General features: G+C 56.8%; 18 protein-coding genes and 1 tRNA gene. 10 read left to right on the top strand and 9 right to left on the bottom strand.

The window, feature by feature from the left end; all coding sequences use genetic code 11:
* Nucleotides 1-395: 395 nt before the first annotated feature.
* Together LU688_RS23385 and LU688_RS23390 are read left to right on the top strand one after the other, a co-directional pair.
* The gene (locus LU688_RS23385; RefSeq protein ID WP_232887992.1) at nucleotides 396-878 is read left to right on the top strand and encodes a toll/interleukin-1 receptor domain-containing protein; all 483 of its coding nucleotides are present in this window, start codon (nucleotides 396-398) and stop codon (nucleotides 876-878) included.
* A gap of 61 nt (nucleotides 879-939) precedes the next feature.
* Nucleotides 940-1,071 carry a hypothetical protein gene (locus LU688_RS23390; RefSeq protein ID WP_256122401.1) on the top strand — a complete coding sequence of 44 codons (132 nt, stop codon included), beginning with the start codon at nucleotides 940-942 and terminating at the stop codon, nucleotides 1,069-1,071.
* A gap of 143 nt (nucleotides 1,072-1,214) precedes the next feature.
* On the opposite strand, the gene LU688_RS23395 is transcribed toward LU688_RS23390, so the two are convergent.
* From LU688_RS23395 to LU688_RS23425, 7 genes are all read right to left on the bottom strand, one after another.
* Complete coding sequence (locus tag LU688_RS23395) at nucleotides 1,215-2,282, bottom strand: hypothetical protein (protein WP_160290914.1); 1,068 nt, start codon at nucleotides 2,280-2,282, stop codon at nucleotides 1,215-1,217.
* A 216-nt stretch (nucleotides 2,283-2,498) separates the two neighbouring features.
* Nucleotides 2,499-5,240 carry a restriction endonuclease gene (locus tag LU688_RS23400; RefSeq protein ID WP_160290913.1) on the bottom strand — a complete coding sequence of 914 codons (2,742 nt, stop codon included), beginning with the start codon at nucleotides 5,238-5,240 and terminating at the stop codon, nucleotides 2,499-2,501.
* Nucleotides 5,241-5,616: 376 nt separating this feature from the next.
* Nucleotides 5,617-5,892 carry a hypothetical protein gene (locus LU688_RS23405; protein WP_160290912.1) on the bottom strand — a complete coding sequence of 92 codons (276 nt, stop codon included), beginning with the start codon at nucleotides 5,890-5,892 and terminating at the stop codon, nucleotides 5,617-5,619.
* Entirely contained in the window at nucleotides 5,889-6,869 is a 981-nt protein-coding gene (locus LU688_RS23410) for a site-specific integrase (RefSeq protein ID WP_160290911.1), read from the bottom strand. The genes LU688_RS23405 and LU688_RS23410 overlap by 4 nt, the downstream gene beginning before the upstream one ends.
* An 893-nt stretch (nucleotides 6,870-7,762) precedes the next feature.
* On the bottom strand, nucleotides 7,763-9,091 hold the full coding sequence (locus LU688_RS23415) for a tyrosine-type recombinase/integrase (RefSeq protein WP_160290910.1): 1,329 nt from the start codon (nucleotides 9,089-9,091) through the stop codon (nucleotides 7,763-7,765).
* 164 nt (nucleotides 9,092-9,255) lie between these two features.
* Nucleotides 9,256-9,331: transfer RNA gene (locus LU688_RS23420), tRNA-Thr, on the bottom strand.
* A gap of 58 nt (nucleotides 9,332-9,389) precedes the next feature.
* On the bottom strand, nucleotides 9,390-9,800 hold the full coding sequence (locus LU688_RS23425) for a pilin (RefSeq protein WP_102682141.1): 411 nt from the start codon (nucleotides 9,798-9,800) through the stop codon (nucleotides 9,390-9,392).
* A gap of 226 nt (nucleotides 9,801-10,026) precedes the next feature.
* On the opposite strand from LU688_RS23425, the gene LU688_RS23430 reads away from it, so the two are divergent.
* The 4 genes from LU688_RS23430 to yacG are packed head-to-tail and all read left to right on the top strand — an operon-like array spanning nucleotide 10,027 to nucleotide 12,924.
* Complete coding sequence (locus tag LU688_RS23430; RefSeq protein ID WP_160290909.1) at nucleotides 10,027-11,235, top strand: type II secretion system F family protein; 1,209 nt, start codon at nucleotides 10,027-10,029, stop codon at nucleotides 11,233-11,235.
* A gap of 2 nt (nucleotides 11,236-11,237) precedes the next feature.
* The gene (locus LU688_RS23435; RefSeq protein WP_160290908.1) at nucleotides 11,238-12,104 is read left to right on the top strand and encodes a prepilin peptidase; all 867 of its coding nucleotides are present in this window, start codon (nucleotides 11,238-11,240) and stop codon (nucleotides 12,102-12,104) included.
* Nucleotides 12,104-12,727 (top strand): dephospho-CoA kinase, encoded by a 624-nt coding sequence (gene coaE / locus LU688_RS23440; protein ID WP_038706809.1) that lies wholly within the window; start codon nucleotides 12,104-12,106, stop codon nucleotides 12,725-12,727. Before LU688_RS23435 ends, coaE begins: the two co-directional genes overlap by 1 nt.
* Nucleotides 12,724-12,924, top strand: coding sequence for a DNA gyrase inhibitor YacG (gene yacG, locus LU688_RS23445; RefSeq protein WP_046854173.1), 201 nt, complete (start codon nucleotides 12,724-12,726; stop codon nucleotides 12,922-12,924). Before coaE ends, yacG begins: the two co-directional genes overlap by 4 nt.
* A 57-nt stretch (nucleotides 12,925-12,981) precedes the next feature.
* Here yacG and LU688_RS23450 read toward each other — a convergent pair whose 3' ends face one another.
* On the bottom strand, nucleotides 12,982-13,689 hold the full coding sequence (locus LU688_RS23450) for an energy-coupling factor ABC transporter permease (protein ID WP_023632865.1): 708 nt from the start codon (nucleotides 13,687-13,689) through the stop codon (nucleotides 12,982-12,984).
* 86 nt (nucleotides 13,690-13,775) lie between these two features.
* Between LU688_RS23450 and LU688_RS23455 the strand changes: the two genes are divergently transcribed.
* The 4 genes from LU688_RS23455 (at nucleotide 13,776) to LU688_RS23470 (ending at nucleotide 16,578) form a co-directional block, all read left to right on the top strand.
* A complete protein-coding gene (locus tag LU688_RS23455; RefSeq protein ID WP_160290907.1) occupies nucleotides 13,776-14,207 on the top strand; it encodes a hypothetical protein in 432 nt (143 codons plus the stop codon).
* A gap of 55 nt (nucleotides 14,208-14,262) precedes the next feature.
* Entirely contained in the window at nucleotides 14,263-14,892 is a 630-nt protein-coding gene (locus LU688_RS23460; protein WP_038706811.1) for a DUF1780 domain-containing protein, read from the top strand.
* A 132-nt stretch (nucleotides 14,893-15,024) separates the two neighbouring features.
* Nucleotides 15,025-15,198, top strand: a complete 174-nt coding sequence (locus LU688_RS23465) for a DUF3094 family protein (protein ID WP_023631877.1) — start codon at nucleotides 15,025-15,027, stop codon at nucleotides 15,196-15,198.
* Between the two features lie 84 nt (nucleotides 15,199-15,282).
* Complete coding sequence (locus LU688_RS23470) at nucleotides 15,283-16,578, top strand: NAD(P)/FAD-dependent oxidoreductase (RefSeq protein ID WP_038706812.1); 1,296 nt, start codon at nucleotides 15,283-15,285, stop codon at nucleotides 16,576-16,578.
* Between the two features lie 124 nt (nucleotides 16,579-16,702).
* Here LU688_RS23470 and LU688_RS23475 read toward each other — a convergent pair whose 3' ends face one another.
* Nucleotides 16,703-17,239, bottom strand: a complete 537-nt coding sequence (locus tag LU688_RS23475) for a dihydrofolate reductase family protein (protein ID WP_160290906.1) — start codon at nucleotides 17,237-17,239, stop codon at nucleotides 16,703-16,705.
* Nucleotides 17,240-17,272 lie beyond the last annotated feature (33 nt).

A 17,272-nucleotide genomic window follows, 5' to 3' on the forward strand; every position in this document is an offset into this window, starting at 1 on the left:
GCGGAGTTCGCGCTATGGGCTATCGTTTGTGCCAGTATTTTGAAATCACGATCTGAGGCTCAGATTGATTTCGACCCCATAAGGATGGGCTGCGGTGTTTTCAAAAGCTGATGGTTCGATACAGCAGCTGCGTAATCATCTCTCGGGCAAGCAGCTACAAACGGAAGGTTTACGACATGTCTAGATGTACAGCACCAGTACAGGGTCATCGTTCGGCAAGCGCAAGAGCAGCGTGTCCCGCATGTGGCGGCGGATATAGCGGCTACGGATCCCGATCGTATTCATCCTCGTCCTACGCACCATCCTATTCGTCTCCGTCCCATGGTGGGGGTGGTCGCAGCAGTGGCGGTTCATCCAGCAGCGCACAGCCGCGCTGGTCGAAATCCGGGTCCTCTGTGGCCTATACCCCCGCCCAGGTACGAACGCTCACACCGGTACGCGAAAATGTCGAGAAGCGTGCGGCAATACCTGATCTACGTGACGTATTTCTTTGTCATGCCTGGGACGACCGGAAAGGATCCGCGAAGGAACTGCATGATGTACTCGAGTCGCTCGGTGTTTCCGTTTGGTTCAGCGAGAAAGATGTCCTTCTAGGCTCTTCGTTAATGCGTGAAATTGATAAGGGATTGGCGAAGTCTCGTGTAGGAATTGTGCTGGTGACCCCTGCTTTGCTGCGTCGCTTAACGGCCGAAGGCATCGCCGACAAAGAGCTTTCCGCGCTCCTCGCAAGGGATCTGCTGGTTCCAGTCATTCACGACACAACATACGAATCGCTTCGCGAAGTCAGTCCTTTACTCGGCTCGAGAAGCGGCTTGAGCACCGCTGAAGATACCTTTGGAGATATCGCTGCCAAGCTTGCCGAGTTGGTGGCTCCGTAGCTTAACGGTACAGGCGCACCGCTTTACTTAGATACCGTTATCAATCGAAGGAGCTGAACACATGAGTATTAAACCCGGCCCAAAACCGATTGCTGAATCCACCGGAAAAAAGGACCAACGCCGTCGTGTTACCGAAGAAAACAAATCCAAACATCCTGATCTGGAAGTACACAAACACAAAAAAGGTGACTGACCTTAAATGTAGCGAGAGGGGACGAATCACTTAGATTAGGCCCCTCTTGGTCGAATCCACCTCCGCCAACAGCAGACTTGAGGCGGAATCAGTCGGTCACCTCTGCCCGCTAGAGACCTAGCAACCAGCAAACCTAATGACGCTCACTCTAGATCTTTTTTCTTGTGTAAAAAGAACTCATCTTCCAAAGCAATTAAAGATGGGCTGTAAGTCGCATGCTCAGCCATATTTAAATCTTCGATATCGTTCTGATAGTAAAACATATGTGTGTCAACTGAGTAATCAATCAACTGCTCTAGGTGAGAAAAAACGATTTCTTTATCCACACCCCAGTTTTTAGTTATTAAAGCCAAGACACTTTCATGCGACTTATCGGTTATTCGAATATTTGATGAATGCCCGCCTAGGCAAAGTTCCAAATTGCTAATGGCGTGGGTGAAATCCTTGATAAATTCTAAAGAGTCAGAAAAATGCACTACCCATCTTCCACTAGCATCTCGGTGAAGAACAATATTACCTTTTGGACTCACCGTTTCAATGTTTTTCTTTCGGTCAGACGCGCCGAGGGCAAAAGTAGCAAATTTTGATTTGAGGCCATTTTTGCCCCCCCAATAGTCTTCTCGAAAAAGACGTTCTCCATGCTGCCCTTCAACTTCGCCTACAAAACCATAGGTGTGCTTCGCACCGTCGGAAACCATGATAAACAAGTCGCAGAAGCCAAAAGCCGCGGATATATTTCCACTTGAATAGGAAATTGACAAGCCAGCCTTCTTTCTCTCAAAAACTGACTCTGTGCGGCCTGGCAAAAAAATCTTAACATCTGGGTTCTTATAACCAGAAATGCGTTTACTAACGAGGGAATCAGAGCCCAGCTTAAATATATTTAATAATTTTATATCGAAATCATTTATCCCATTCTCCTGAAGAAGAGAACTGGTCAGCTGAGCAAAAATCTCGCTACCATCCTGAGATCGAAGAAAGTCAATCATGAGATATTCAAAACCATGATTTCTTAAGCTACTTCTCATCTGATGAAAAAAATTCGCCGGATGCTTTAGCACACCTCGATAACTTTCAAGAGAGGACTGAATTAGCGGGTATTTAATATTTTTCTGATTCGCCACAGTTTTCAAGATAGCGTAGTAGAACATAGCCCAATATGACGTAGCACTATTTACCAACTTCGGCTTAATCAGAATCGTGTCAGTCATTGCTTTCATTTCCCGTCAGGATATCTGCGTATAGCTGGGGCACCCTTGTATCAGTCATGCAATGGTGCACAAACTATTATTCTAGTCGAGGATCAGATCATAATTTCCGTGTAGCAAAAAAGGGGAAGGACTTATTCTTCCAAAAATAAATCCATCCCCTTTTTGTCATTTTCCTTTTTTATTCCCATTTTATTTGATAGTTAATAATATGCATTTTTACTTGGCCCGTCCTGGCGGCTCAGGTATTTGAGATGAATCGATACCATCCTTGACCCAGCTCGACCATTGTTTAAGGCTATTACCATTCCTTGATTTGGAGGCATCAGTCCAAGACATTTGATATTCAGAAGAAAGGAAATCACCTAGTTCCAGCCCGGTAATGTTAGGATTTTGAGAAAGTTTTTCGATGCATTTTGCGATTGCGGGTTCATTTTTCGCCAAGGACCATACGGCGGCACTGCTTCCGCCTAACTTATTAATAGAACCAAGATTTGGTTTTACTTCATTGTTTTCTTTGGTTATAAGATCAAAACGGTCTAGGATGAAAATAGAATTTCTATAACCTTTTCCTATTAAATCGTTAATCGTCAGGACGTTGGCTTTGAGCAGTTCGAGTGCCTCACACACACTTGCCGGTGATGCCATAGCCGAAAATACTACGCCTCGTTGCCTACTACTACGCCTACCCAATTCTGCTGCGTCAGCTACGGATGCTCCTGAATCTTGTACTAAAAACTTATTTCCAAGTTTGCTAAGAAAACCTGTAACCATCAAGAGCTTTATTAGCCGGTTAGAGTAGATTTGCCAGGTTTTTTCACTATATTGGCCATTTTTTATGCATGTTTTGAGGGCTTTGGTTATGTCGGAACTGCTTATCACTTTGCCGGCGCTTGATTTGTAAATGGCGATTTTTAAAGAGTGCTTTCCGAGTTTTTCTCGAAACCGCTCCATCATTGAGTACTCTTTGTCCTCTAAGTCTCGATGAAGCTTGAATTTTACGTTTTTTCGCTCTGCAATTCCGAACATAACTAAGTCGGCGCCGATGTTCCATACTGTACGTTCGTTAAGTCCTGACTCATTCGCAATGTCTATAGATTCGGTGAAATTTGTTTCATTCAGCTTGGCGGCAACTTTGTACATTGAAAAGAAGTCGGACGTTGGTATGTAGTTAAATGGTATTACCGGGATGGCGCCAGTTAGCAAGTAGTCTTTAAATATATCCCAATAAATGTTGAGTCTTGATCCGCTCTTAATTATTAACCGTTTATGAACCAAACTGTTCACAATCCCGACGCCTGATATCTCGATGATTTCTCCCCAGTCGGCTGGTGCTTTTTGAGCGACTAGCTTAAGGCATGAGTATTCTTGAGGGGTGAGATTTTCGATGTCGTTTTCAAATAGCCTGCTTACATCTAATTCGACTACTAAAGCCTCTCCATCGGTCTCTTTTTTCATGTTGTCGTAAAGGTTTATGCATAGCTTTTTTAGTAACCAAGGAAAGCCTTGGCTACTATTGGAGATTTGATGTCTTATTTCGACAGGTATTTTTTGGTCTATTTCTTTTTCGAATGTAGTAATAGCTTTAGAGATTTCACCATTTAGAAAAACGTCCAACTTGTAAACTCTTCGGTGATCAGACAGGTCATGCCACATGTGGTATGCAGGATGGTCATGCTGTGTCGTACTATCAGTCTTCCAAGCAAATCCTAACGCTAAGTTAGCTTTGTATGCGGCTACCTCTAGCATGAGGTCCTTCGCTGCGTTGAAAATTCCAAAAAGTTCTGGTTTTGAGTATAACTCCTCAAATTGGTCGAAAACCAAGCAGATGATTTGTTTTTTCTGCTTTAGAGATTCCAAATAACGAGTAATACTGCCAGATGCGAGAAGTGATGTTGGATCAGTCAGTTGAAGCTCTATATCGTCACCAAATCCTGCATCTTGTGCGCTTTTAAAACAGCTTAGCAGCGAAGATGCAATATAGGAGGGAGTCGCTGCGCCACGAATATCAATTGCGTAGGTAAAAAAGCGTTTTGCATAAAATTTATTTCTTGTCCTAGATCTGAGCTTGGCGATTAGCGAGCTTTTCCCCAGCCCCGAATTTCCAGTTATTGCAAAGACGCGCGTATCAACCTTATTTTGCTGAATAAGGCTTAAGAAATTAATTATGTCTTTTTGGGTATTGTCTCTGCCGACGAAGTCTTGCGGACGTGCCGGTCGATAGTCATCCCACGAGTCTCCAGTTTGAACTTCTACAACTCTAGGAAGCTTACTATTTTCGCTAGCTGGTATTGTTTCATTATTGATGTCTACCGTTAGATCATATTGTGCGAGGCTGCTATCAAGTCTTGAGATATTGAGTATGGTTGCTTCATCAGTTACACGTTTTGACGTAACTGCGTTGAAAAGGAAGGCACCACATGGGGCTCCACCCTGTAGTGCATAGGCAACCCAAAATCGTCCGTATGCTGTAACTAGCAGGAACCAATCACCGAGCTTCTCCTCTCCTCCTGCAATTTCTATGGCTTCAGAAATTGGCTGCTTACATATGATTGAAGAACTTTGCAAAGAATCAATCACTAGTTTTGGTGTGTAGAAGCTAAGTTTAGAACCGAGATTTTGATTTTTTTCCCGCCATTGTTCTGCAAAACCCTTCGCTTCTTTTCCTAGTTCGGCGGTGCTTATTAGCCACCCCTCAGCGTAATCATATGCTATTACTGTCCCTAATAGCTGGCGAAGGATAGGCGCTGAGATTTTTTCTTTTTGTGCTTTACATTCTACATAGATGGTTTTTCCACTAACTCGATGTTTGCAAAGTAAGTCAAGCTCCGCGCCAGTAATTCGAATCTCTTCAATTACTTCATAGCCTTGAGCAATAAGTAAGTCATTTGCTAAGTTTTCTAACAGGTCACCCTTAGCTTTAGTGCTGTCGGTTTCTTTGCAAGCTACTTCGATTTTCAAAAATCTCTCCTTAATTTTTCGAGTGGCGACCGATATTGATTGGTAGGGATGATGACCTATGGCCACCATCTGGGCAAAGAAAAATTAGGTGCTCATTTCTCGTTCGAGAGGCGGGGTTGTGTTCTATAGAAATCTGTATAGACCGCCATGGTGATTCGGAAACCAGAATCGTCGGCCCAAGAGTAGGTTTCAGAGCCAAGAAAAATTGAATTCGTATCGGTAGCGAATCGCCCCGAGTTTCATGGATGCTTTCGAGCCTTAGGGATACCAGCCCAGTCCCAGTGAGGCTGTCCGCTTTTCGCCGTTTTCGGCCTGTTGCCAACGTTAGCTTCGGGTCGATTGCTTCCAGTCGTGCCTATCAAGAGCAGTACCTCGCTCAGAGATTGAACACCCATGCTTTTTGCAAACGACGGGCGAGCAGCCGCACAGTCAGCAGAAAGTAATACCGCGTCGCCTCGCTGCGTGGATGTAGGCGATGCTCAAGAAACCAATCCACATGCTTTTTCTGCCAAGCCCAAGGCGTCTGTCGCTGCCAGCGTTCTGTTATTTCAGCATGGATGAGCTTTGCTTGTCGTAAATGGCGTTGCCGGGTTGCGTGCGAGCCGGTCAGAACGCCAGCCAAGAACAGCTCCATATCGAATGGCTTGCTCATGTCCGTCCTCCAATGTAGGCCGCGACCACGTCGATCCGACCGTGCCCCAGCTCGTAGCTGATTCGCTTCCGGGCCTCGTGATCAAGGTTTCTATCGACCTGGCAACATTGGCCCCCATTGATTGGCGCTGGGTGTTGGGTGATCTGCTCGTAGCGCTCACATGCGTACGCCGCTCGTAGTTCATGGAAGCCTTTGAGGTTGTGTGTTTGCAGGATGTCTCGCGCAGGGCGGATGCTTTCTTGCAGAAGATTCAGGTAGCTTTCGTTTGGTGCAATTAGGTTGCGGCTACCTGCAGGTGACGCTTGCCATGCGAATCCAAGTGCACCACGTATATGGTCGTTCACTGCTATCCAACGTGGGGCCGAGGCGCCGGCGCGGCCGCCCTTGGCGCCCTCCTGAATGTTAATCCTGCCTAGGTCGTTAGCCTCACGGCTTAGCCGTGGCAGGTCAGCCAAGATAGCCTCACGTAAGCGCATACCGGTGGCTCGTGCCAGCAGAACAATCGCGGCGGCTCGAAGCTGATCACGACTACAAAGCGTATCGACGATCTGCTTAACTTGTTCGCGGTCTTTGCCCTGCGGCACCGATTGTCGAACTCCGGTGCGCTGCATACCCAACGCCTTGCTCGGACTGGGCAATTTCACGTACTGATCACCGCGAAGCGCTGCCATGGTCCTGTTAACGCTGGATAGCCGGTTTTGTGCGGTGCTGACGGCGAGGTCACCGCGCTCAAGCATGTCACGCAGATACGCCGCATAGTCGGCCAACACCTTCCGGTCAATCTGCCGCGCATCATTGATGCCCGGCCCCTGTTCTGAGCGGCACCACTTCACGAATGCCAGCCAGCGATCACAGTGCGCCTTGACCGTGCCGTAATGGCCACCGCCAAACATGTCTTTCAGCGCCTGCGGCCCTGCATAGCTCAATTGCCTGCCGTAGCCGAAATTGCGGCCATCGCGTCTACCCACCAATGCCATGTCGGTCACCTCATCGTCCGCTCTTCGATCCTCGCCCCACGTCATCCCGCCAAGAATGTTGAGTGTTATCAGGGATCAAGGCCCCTGCGACCTGTGGGGAATGTCCACTACGCGGGACTGGCGGCTCCTTACATCCGGGAGCAAGGGCATCTCATGATCTGGCCTCCTGAACACCGTTACCGGTGGGCGGGTGGAGGCAGCACTGGCTGACTAGACCAGCGTCTGAGGATCCTGAGCCGGGTGAACGCAGCACTGCGATGACCGGGGCATGCCTGACTGTCAGTCAGGTGCAGTCCATTCCGTGGTCTGCGGCACCATCATCTACAGCGCTGTTGCTGGTGACATCGGCGTTTGTCACGCCGATTGTCACGAGGGGAATTGCCGCAAAGCCATATGCGATCAGGGCTGCAGCAGTGGTAGAAGTGCCCGTCTCTTTCCACAGAAAGAGACGGGCGCAGGTTGGCGCAGTATTCGGCCAAGCGGATAGGTTGCTGCAGGGCAGCGAGGTACGGTGTATCTGGCACACGAGCGCTATGTGTGTAAGAGCATCCATCACATGGGTAGTGACCGGGCGAGCTGCCGGATGCGAATCGCCCTTGGGGAGAACCACCGCGGGAGCGGCGTGACCTTCAAGGTTCGGGCCACCTGGGGTGCTGTCATCGACAGCGCTTGCACGGCCAGTTCTACGCCTGTGGATATACCCGGTCAAGGGCCGAAACTCAGCGCTCTTGGGGACGTGAAAAGCGATCATCCACCGGTGGAATTCCGTGGTAAACCCCGGACAACGTCGTGGCTTTTAGCTTTTCAAAGTGAGGTCCATCCAAACAGGGCGGCTTTGCAGCCCTGTTTGGATGGACCCGCGAGAAAGAGCAGCAAGCACCGATCTCACAGGCTTACCCGCGATTGAATGCGCCAAGGCCATTTGGCAAGGCGGTGACGTTGTCGCCTACCGGATGGGCAAACTCATGCGGAGTGACATGGCCCGATCTGTTGGCATCGATGTAGTTACTCCACCACGCCATGATCAACCGACGCTGCTCCAGAAATTGGGCCTTGTGGATGTATGCGGCACGCACGCGGTTACGCTCCTGATGGCTCATCTGCCGCTCAATCGCCGCATCCGTCCATAGCCCTGATTCGAGTAAGGCACTACAAGCCATGGTTCTGAAACCATGTCCACAAACGTCCTTGGTGGTGTCGTATCCCATGTTGCGCAGCACCTGGTTAACCGTATTCTCCGACAAGGGTTTCCAGTACCGGTGGTCACCGGGCAAAACCAGTTCAGAGAAGCGATTCAAGCTGCGCAGTCTTTCCAAAATCTCGATGACTTGAGGCGACAGCGGCACTATTTGAATGTCCCCACTCATCTTGGTCCCGCGCGTGGAATAGCGGACGCCTTCAATCGGCTTACGGGTATCAGGGATCTCCCACATCGCCCGTTGAAGGTCGAATTCATCCCACCGCGCAAAGCGCAGTTCACTGGAGCGCACGAACACATGTAGCGTCAGCAGCACTGCGAGCCGGGTCAGTTCGCGACCGGTGTAGTTGTCGATTCGATCCAACAGTTCAGGAAGGCGGTTCAGCGAAAGTGCGGGACGGTGCACGGTGCGCGGCGCTTGAATCGAGCCGGCCAGATCGAGCGCCGGATTTTGAGTGATCTGCCGCGCCCGCTTCGCGCCCCGCATGATCGTGGATAGATAGTTCTGCACACGCAGCGCAACATCCATGGTGCCGCGATCCTTGATTCGCTGGGTGACCTCAAGAAGATCATGGGTGTCGAGGTCAGCGATAGGCCGCTGGCCGATCAGTGGAAATACATGGGTGCGCAACCTGCTCAGCACCGTCTTGGCGTGGCCTTCGGTCCAGCGCCGGGACATTTCGACGTGCCACTCCAGGGCAACGGTTTCAAAGAGAAGGCTCGCCCGCTGGGCTGCGATCTTGGCCTTCTGCTTTTCTTCCATCGGATCAAGGTTGTCGAGCAACAAAGCCTTGGCCTCATCGCGCTTGGTCCTCGCGACGGCCAACGAAACGATGGGGTACTTGCCGATGATCAGCGTACCTTCCTTGCCGTTGGGTTTGAAATACCGCAGCCGCCAGGTCTTCGAGCCACTGGGCGCGACGTACAGGTACATACCCCCGCCGTCGAACAGTTTGTAGGCGCGATCACGCGGTTTGGCCGTGCGGCATTTGAGGTCGCTGAGCGGAATGGCTAGGCGTGGCATAGGGGTACGTTCTCCATGCAGGAAAGACGCTGTACCCCAAAAATACCCCCGGTTATTGGGGATTTTGTTGGTTCCCGACGGAGGGTCGTGGAAATGAAAAACCGGCAATAAGGCCGGTTTAGAGGGCTTCCAAAGCATTCAACGGAATGCAGTGGAGCTGGATGTGGTGCCGGAGACAGGAATCGAACCTGCGACCTTCGCGTTACGAGTGCGCTGCTCTACCGACTGAGCTACACCGGCGTGTTGCGCAACGTACCACTGCCGTGTCGGTTACGCAAACCCCTGTTTCACCTCACTTTCATTGCACCGTGCAGCCATTGGGTGCGAGGTCTTCCTCTACCGTGGTCACGCAGGTCCAGCCTGCCTGGGTACGTGCCAGGGTCACGGTCTTGCCCAGCACATTGGCCGGTGCATCGGCCAGGGTGCAGGCGATGCTGGCGGTGCCGTCGGCGGCCTTGCCGCTGGCGGTGATCGCGCAATGGGCGGTGGCGGGCTGGCCGCCGAGGCTGGCGACGTCGGGCACGTCCTTGCCGTCGTTCAGGCGCACGTCCATCGGTGTCTTCAGCGCGGAGATTTCCAACAGCGCGGCGGTAGCCTTGGCGCGGGCCTGGTGGTTGGTGTACATGGGGATGGCGATGGTCGCCAGGATGCCGATGATCGCGACAACGATCATCAGTTCGATCAGGGTGATACCTCGTTGCCCTTTCATGAACGGTCTTCCTTCGTGATACGTGGAGGCGCGGCGGGCGCTTTCATCGTGGCGCGCCCCGGCCGGCAGGCGCGCAGTAGGCCTGAACCGACACCTTTTGTCACCCCTGCGCGGCGGGGCGTCATCTTCGCTGGACTACTCTAGTGAGCCACAGGGAAACGCGCCCGGCAGCAGGCCGGGCAAGCTGTTACCGGGCTTTTCGCCCCCGCGCAAAAGGACTCTCGCCATGCCTGCTTCCACCCGTCTGTACGCCTGGGAAGGCGTCGATGCCAGCGGCGCGCCGCAACAGGGCCAGCACACTGGGCGCAGCCCGGTGTTCGTGCAGGCGTGGTTGCGCCAGCAGGGGATTCGCGCGACGCGGGTGCGGCTGGCGGGTGGGCTGCGCTGGCGCTGGCCGCAACGGGCGGGCAAGGCGGATGCGCCGGGGTTCAGCCGCCAGCTGGCGACCTTGCTCACGGCGGGGGTGCCGCTGTTGCAGGCGTTCGAGGTGATGGCGCGCAGCACGGTGAACGGCGCCATGGCGGCGTTGCTGGCGCGGTTGCAACAGGATGTGGCGGCGGGGTTGGGGTTGGCGGATGCCTTGCAGCGCCATCCGGCGTGGTTCGATGCGCTGTACTGCAACCTGGTGCGGGTGGGCGAGCAGTCGGGCACGCTGGACCGGCAGCTGGAGCAGATGGCGACCATGCTGGAGAAACGCCAGGCGCTGCGGCAGAAGGTGCGCAAGGCGATGCTGTATCCAGCGCTGTTGCTGTTCACGGGGCTAGGGGTGGCGGCGTTGTTGCTGCTGGAGGTGGTGCCGCGGTTTCAGGGGTTGTTCGCCAGTTTCGACAAGGCACTGCCAGCGTTCACCCAGTGGGTGATCGATTTATCCACAGGGCTGGGCAATCACGTTGGGTGGTTGGTGCTGTTGATAACTGCACTGGGGTTTGGGGTGCAGGCGTTGTACCGGCGGCATCTGCCGGCGCGCCTGTGGATATTGCGCGGGGTGTTGCGGGTGCCGGTGGTGGGCACCTTGCTGGGGCAGGCGGCGTTGGCGCGCTTTGCCCGCAGCCTGGCGACCTCTTATGCCGCCGGAGTGGCGTTGCTGGATGCGCTGGCCACGGTGGCGCCGGTGAGTGGTGACAGCCTGCACGAGCGGGCGATCCTCAAGTTGCGCCAGGACGTGGCCGGTGGCATGGGCCTGCAGCAGGCAATGGAGGCGGATGCGCTGTTCCCGCCGCTGTTGCGCCAGCTGGTGGCGGTGGGCGAAGCCAGCGGCACCCTCGACCGGATGCTGGACAAGGCCGCGCTGCATTACGAAGAACAGGTGAGCCAGGCGCTGGAGCAGTTGACCACGCTGCTGGAGCCGGCCATCGTGCTGATCCTCGGGCTGCTGGTGGGGGGCCTCGTCGTGGCGATGTATTTGCCGATCTTCCAGTTGGGTAGCTTGATCTGAACATGAATGCCTGGACCGTAATCGTCGATCATCCGCCGTTCTTCCATACCTTGGCCGCGGTGCTGGGGTTGCTGGTGGGCAGTTTTCTCAATGTGCTGGCGTATCGGCTGCCGATCATGCTCGAGCGCCAGTGGCAGCGGGAGGCGCAGGAGGTGCTGGGGCTGCCGCAGGCCGAGCATGAGCGCTTCGACCTGTGCCTGCCGGCTTCGCGTTGTCCGCACTGCCAGCGCCAGATCCGCGCCTGGGAAAATATTCCGCTGCTGAGTTACCTGGCCCTGCGCGGGCGTTGCGCGGGGTGCAAGGCGCGGATCAGCGCGCGTTATCCCTTGGTTGAGCTGGGCAGCGCCCTGCTCTCGTTGTTGGTGGCCTGGCATTTCGGGCCGGGTGTCGCGGCGCTGTGGGTGATGCTGCTGACGTGGGGGCTGATCGCCTTGAGCCTGATCGATGCCGAGCACCAGTTGCTGCCGGATGTGCTGGTGCTGCCGCTGTTGTGGCTGGGGTTGATCGTCAACGCCTTCGGGCTGCTGGTGCCGCTGAGCGATGCGCTGTGGGGCGCGGTGGCGGGTTACCTGAGTTTGTGGTCGGTGTACTGGGTCTTCAAGCTGGTCACCGGCAAGGAGGGCATGGGCTTCGGCGACTTCAAGCTGCTGGCCATGCTCGGTGCCTGGGGCGGCTGGCAGATCCTGCCGCTGACCTTGATGCTGGCGTCCTTGGTGGGGGCGCTGGTCGGGCTGACGCTGGTGCGTTTCAAGCGCACGCAAATGGGCGCGGCATTGCCTTTCGGGCCTTATCTGGCCATTGCGGGGTGGATCGCATTGCTCTGGGGTGATGAAATAGTCGCCTCATACCTGCAACTGCTTGGAACCTGATGAGCACAGCGCCCTTCACACCCTGGATTCTTGGCCTCACTGGCGGCATCGGCAGCGGCAAGAGCGCCGCCGCCGAGCGTTTCGTCGAACTGGGCGTGCACCTGGTCGATGCCGACCAGGCCGCGCGCTGGGTCGTCGAGCCGGGGCGCCCTGCCCTGGCCAGCATCGTCGAGCGCTTTGGCGCTGGCGTGCTGCAGGCGGACGGCCAGCTCGACCGTGGCGCCCTGCGCCAGCTGATCTTCGCCGACCCGAGCCAGCGGCAATGGTTGGAACAACTGCTGCACCCGCTGATCGGCCAGGAGATCTTCAGCTACCTGGCCAAGGCCGAGACGCCCTATGCGGTGTACGTTTCGCCGCTGTTGATCGAGTCGGGGCAGCACCAGAAGACCCAACGCATCCTGGTGATCGACGCGCCGACCGAGTTGCAGGTGCAACGCACCTTGGCCCGCGACAACACCAGCGCGGAACAGGTGCAGGCGATTCTCAAGGCCCAGCTGGCCCGGGAAGAGCGCCTGCGCCATGCCGATGACGTGGTGGTCAACGATCGTGACCTGCAATCGCTGCACGACGAGATCGACCGCCTGCACCACTTTTACCTGACTTTACGAGGAGGCCAGCCATGAGCCAGCCGATGACCGTTGATTGCCCGACCTGCGGGGCGCCCGTGGAATGGGGCGAGCAGAGCCCGTTCCGGCCGTTCTGCTCGGACCGCTGCAAGTTGATCGACCTGGGCGCCTGGGCGGCCGAGGAGCACAAGATCGCCGGGGCGGAGGAGTCCGAGGACGAGTTGTATTCGGGGGATCTGGAGCCGCGGCACTAAGCAGGGTTCGGTGGTGTGGATGCCCCGCGATCACCGGCAAAGCCGGTGCCATTCACATCACTTCTCTTCATCCTTCCACGGGGCCTGCAGATAGCGGCTGCGGTTGAAGGTCTCCAGCCACTCCGGGCAGAACACCACCAGCGCACTGATCACCGTGCCGTTGATAAATGCCTCGGGGAACATCATCAGCCATAGGTAGCCAACGAAGTCGCTGAGCCATTCCGGCATGGCGAAACGCTCGTCCATCCACAGCAACCCCAGCCCTGCCATCAGGCACAGCAACACCGTCAACGCCGCCGGGAAGAACCCGCAACAGAAGATGTAGACGAACAGGTTACGCGGCTGGGCGCGCTCGACCAGGATCGCGCACACCTCGGTGACCAGCACCGGCAGGCCGACGATCAGCAGGCCGTTGACGCCGATGGCGGCAAGGTCCTGCCGGCCCATCAACAACAGGCCGAGCTGGGCGAGAAAGCCGCCGAGCACGGCCAATGGCCAGTCCAGCAGCAAGGTGACGGCGGTCATGCCGATGAAGTGGTACGACACCCCGGTATCGAAATCGCGGCGCACCAACCAGAGTATGAACAGGCAGAACACCGTGCCGAACAACAAGTGCTGGCGGCGGGTGTCGGTGAACAGCTCGACCCAGCGGGTGCGGCTGGCGGCCCAGATCAGCAGGGGCACGTAACCTATCCAGCCAAGGGTAAGGCTGGTGCTGGACAAGACTTGTGCGCTGATCACCTGAACAATATCCCTGTCGGCCATGTGGACAAGCCTGAGTCTACACCCATTCTCCCTTTCAGCCTGTTGCTATAGGCTGGCACCTCCTTTCGATGCAGGACGCATCCGCCATGCCTGAAGGACTTAACCTGCCGCTGCTGCTAGGCGCGGCGTTCAGCGCCATCGCCGGCGTGCTGCACCTGGCGGTGATCGCCATTGGCCCGCGCTGGTACCGCTTGTTCGGCGCCGGCGAGCGCATGGCCAGGGCGGCGGAGCAAGGGCGCGCCTACCCGGCCCTGGTCACCGCGGTGATCGCGACGGTGCTGCTCGTTTGGTCGGCCTATGCCTTGTCAGCGGCTGGGCTGATGCGCCCATTGCCCTTGCTGTTGCCGGTGATCTGCCTGATCACCCTGGTGTACCTGGCGCGCGGCCTGCTGGGGCCGCTGGTGCTGGCCGGCACCGGGCGCAGCCGGCGGTTTATCGCGGTCAGTTCGGCCATTTGCCTGGGCGGCGGGCTGCTGCATCTGCTGGGGGTGGTGCAGCAATGGCTGGTGCTGGGCTGATTCCTACGCACAAACAGCATCTTACCGTCATCAATTAGCGACTAAGCTTGTCCCCATGGATGACTCAGACTACCTCCGCCTGCTTACCATCCAGGCCGAGCAAGCCAATGCGTTCCTGTCCAATGCCCGCAAATGGGAGCGCGAGCGTTGGGTCTGCCAGCGCCTGCTGCAAGGGCTGAACATCCCCTACCGCAGCGAGGACTTCACGCCGGCCGGGCAAGAGCCGCCGGATGTGCTGTTCCGCGACGCTGCGTTCGAGGTGTTCTTCGTGCTCGACGAAGGCCGCCGGCTCAACGACGAATGGCGCGAGGAGCTGCAACGGCGGCGCAGCGCCTTCTCTCTGGCCCAGCTGGTGCGCCGCGAGCAGCGGCCCCGGCGCATCAGTGCCCAGGAGCTGCTGGCGCGCCTGGCGCCGACCCTGCGCAAGAAGTCGCACAACTACCGCGAGCGCGGGCTGGACCTGAGCGAGCTGGACATCATCGCCTTCGCCAGCCTCAAGCGCGAGGTGCTCGACCTCAACAGCCATTTCCCGCCGCCCACCGAGTACCTGCGCCAGGGCTGGCGGTCGCTGTCGCTGGTGGGGCCGACCTTCGCCCGGGTGCTGTTCGCCCACCCGGACGCGCCGGATTTCCTGCGCGGCAACCTGGGGCGCAGCATCGTGTTCGACGTAGGCATCAGTCTTTGATCCAGTGCCGGGTGTCTTTGCGATCACGTACACTCGGCGCCAGGGATAGAAAGCATTATCATTCGACCCATGCGTTTGCGTGAACGCTGTGGCGTACACGCAGTCACGAACGTCTATCTGACGAGGCCCACCATGACCAGCCGCCTGAATCCTGAAGATCAGCGTCGCGTCGATGAGTATCTGAGCGCCCCCCAGCATCAAGTCGAGCGCCGGCCCTTCCGGCCGTGGCTGCTCCTGCTGCTGGTGGTGGCCGTGACCATCGGTCTGGGCCTGTTGAGCCGCCTGCTGAGTGGACTGGTGCTATGAGCTGCCTTGCGCTCGCCCGCCCCTCATGCCGGATGCGGCCGGACCTTGTGTCCACGAATTCCGTAAAACTTGTGAGATATCCCCATGACTCATCGCATCGTGATTGTCGGCGGCGGCGCCGGCGGCCTGGAACTGGCGACCCGCCTGGGTAAAAGCCTGGGCAAGCGCAAACAGGCCGAGATCACCCTGGTTGATGCCAACCTGACGCACATCTGGAAGCCACTGCTGCACGAAGTGGCGGCCGGCTCGCTGAACTCCTCGGAAGACGAACTGAACTACGTGGCCCAGGCCAAGTGGAACCACTTCAACTTCCAGATGGGACGCATGAGCGGCCTGGACCGCGAAAACAAGATGATTCAATTGGCCGCGACCCTCGACGACGAGGGCCGTGAGCTGCTGCCTGCGCGCACCATCGGCTACGACACCCTGGTGATCGCCGTGGGCAGCAACACCAACGACTTCGGCACCCTGGGGGCGGCGCAGCACTGCCTGTTCCTCGACAGCCGCAAGCAGGCCGAGCGCTTCCACCAGCAACTGCTCAACCACTATCTGCGTGCGCACGCCGGAGATGTGGCCAGCGAGCAGATCAGCGTGGCCATCGTCGGCGCCGGTGCCACCGGCGTGGAGCTGGCGGCCGAGCTGCACAACGCCGCCCATGAGCTGGCAGCCTACGGCCTGGACAAGATCCAGCCCAAAGACATGCACATCACCATCATCGAAGCCGGCCCACGGGTATTGCCGGCGCTGCCGGAGCGCATCAGCGTGCCGGTGCACAAGACCCTGGAAAAACTCGGGGTGACGGTGATGACCAACGCCGCGGTCAGCGAAGTGACCGCCGATGGCCTGAAGACTGCCTCGGGCGAAGTGATCCAGGCCAGCCTCAAGGTCTGGGCGGCGGGCATTCGCGCGCCGGGCTTCCTCAAGGACATCGACGGCCTGGAGACTAACCGCATCAACCAGCTGGTGGTGCGCCCGACCTTGCAGACCACCCTGGACGACAACATCTTCGCCTTCGGCGACTGCGCCGCCTGCCCGCAGCCTGGCACCGACCGCAACGTGCCGCCACGGGCCCAGGCCGCGCACCAGCAGGCCTCGCTGCTGGCCAAGAGCCTCAAGCTGCGCCTGGAGAACAAGGCGCTGCCGACCTACGAGTACAAGGACTATGGCTCGCTGGTATCGCTGTCGCGCTTCTCGGCGGTGGGTAACTTGATGGGCAACCTGATGGGCAGCGTCAAGCTGGAGGGCTGGCTGGCGCGGATGTTCTATGTGTCGCTGTACCGGATGCACCAGATGGCGCTGTACGGGACCTTCCGCACCTTGATGCTGATGCTGGGCAGCAAGATTGGCCGGGGCACCGAGCCGCGCCTGAAGCTGCACTGAGGCTTCAAGATCCTAGGGCTGCTTTGCAGCCCTTTCGCTGCGGTTCGTCGCCACGACAAGCCAGCTCCCACAAGGATGCGCGCTCCTGTGGGAGCTGGCTTGCCAGCGATGACCTTGACGCGATTTATCTGACCACGCGATACGTACTCTGCACGAACCCACTCTCGTAACTGGTCGTCCTCATGTGCTGCAACAGCACATCCTTCGCCAACTCGCCGAACAACGGTATCCCCTGCCCCAGCAGCACGGGGATGCGGGTGATGGTCAGCTCGTCCACCAACCCCTCACGCAAGAACCCCTGAATCAGCTTGCCGCCATCCAGGTAAAGGCTCTTTGCGCCCGTGGCCTGAAGGTGTTCGAGCAAAGCCGGGATCGGCCCCGGGTGCAACTCGACGCGCTCTGATACGCCCTGGGGCAGTGCTTTGAGGGTGCTGCTGACCACCACCACTCGCGCATCCGGATACGGCCACTCGCCAAAGGTCATGACCTTGTTGAAGGTGCCACGCCCCATTACCAAGGTATCGACGCCGGCCATGAAACCGGCGTAGCCATGGTCGTCAGCAGACTGGGTGGCCCCTAACAACCAATCGAGGCCGCCATCTTCACGGGCGATGTAGCCATCCAAGCTGGTGGCGATGAAAACACTGGCTTTGAGTGGCATGCGCGGGCACTCCTGCGGGCAAAGGCCACAGGG

The organism is Pseudomonas soli (assembly GCF_021283165.2).
GTDB lineage: Bacteria > Pseudomonadota > Gammaproteobacteria > Pseudomonadales > Pseudomonadaceae > Aquipseudomonas > Aquipseudomonas soli.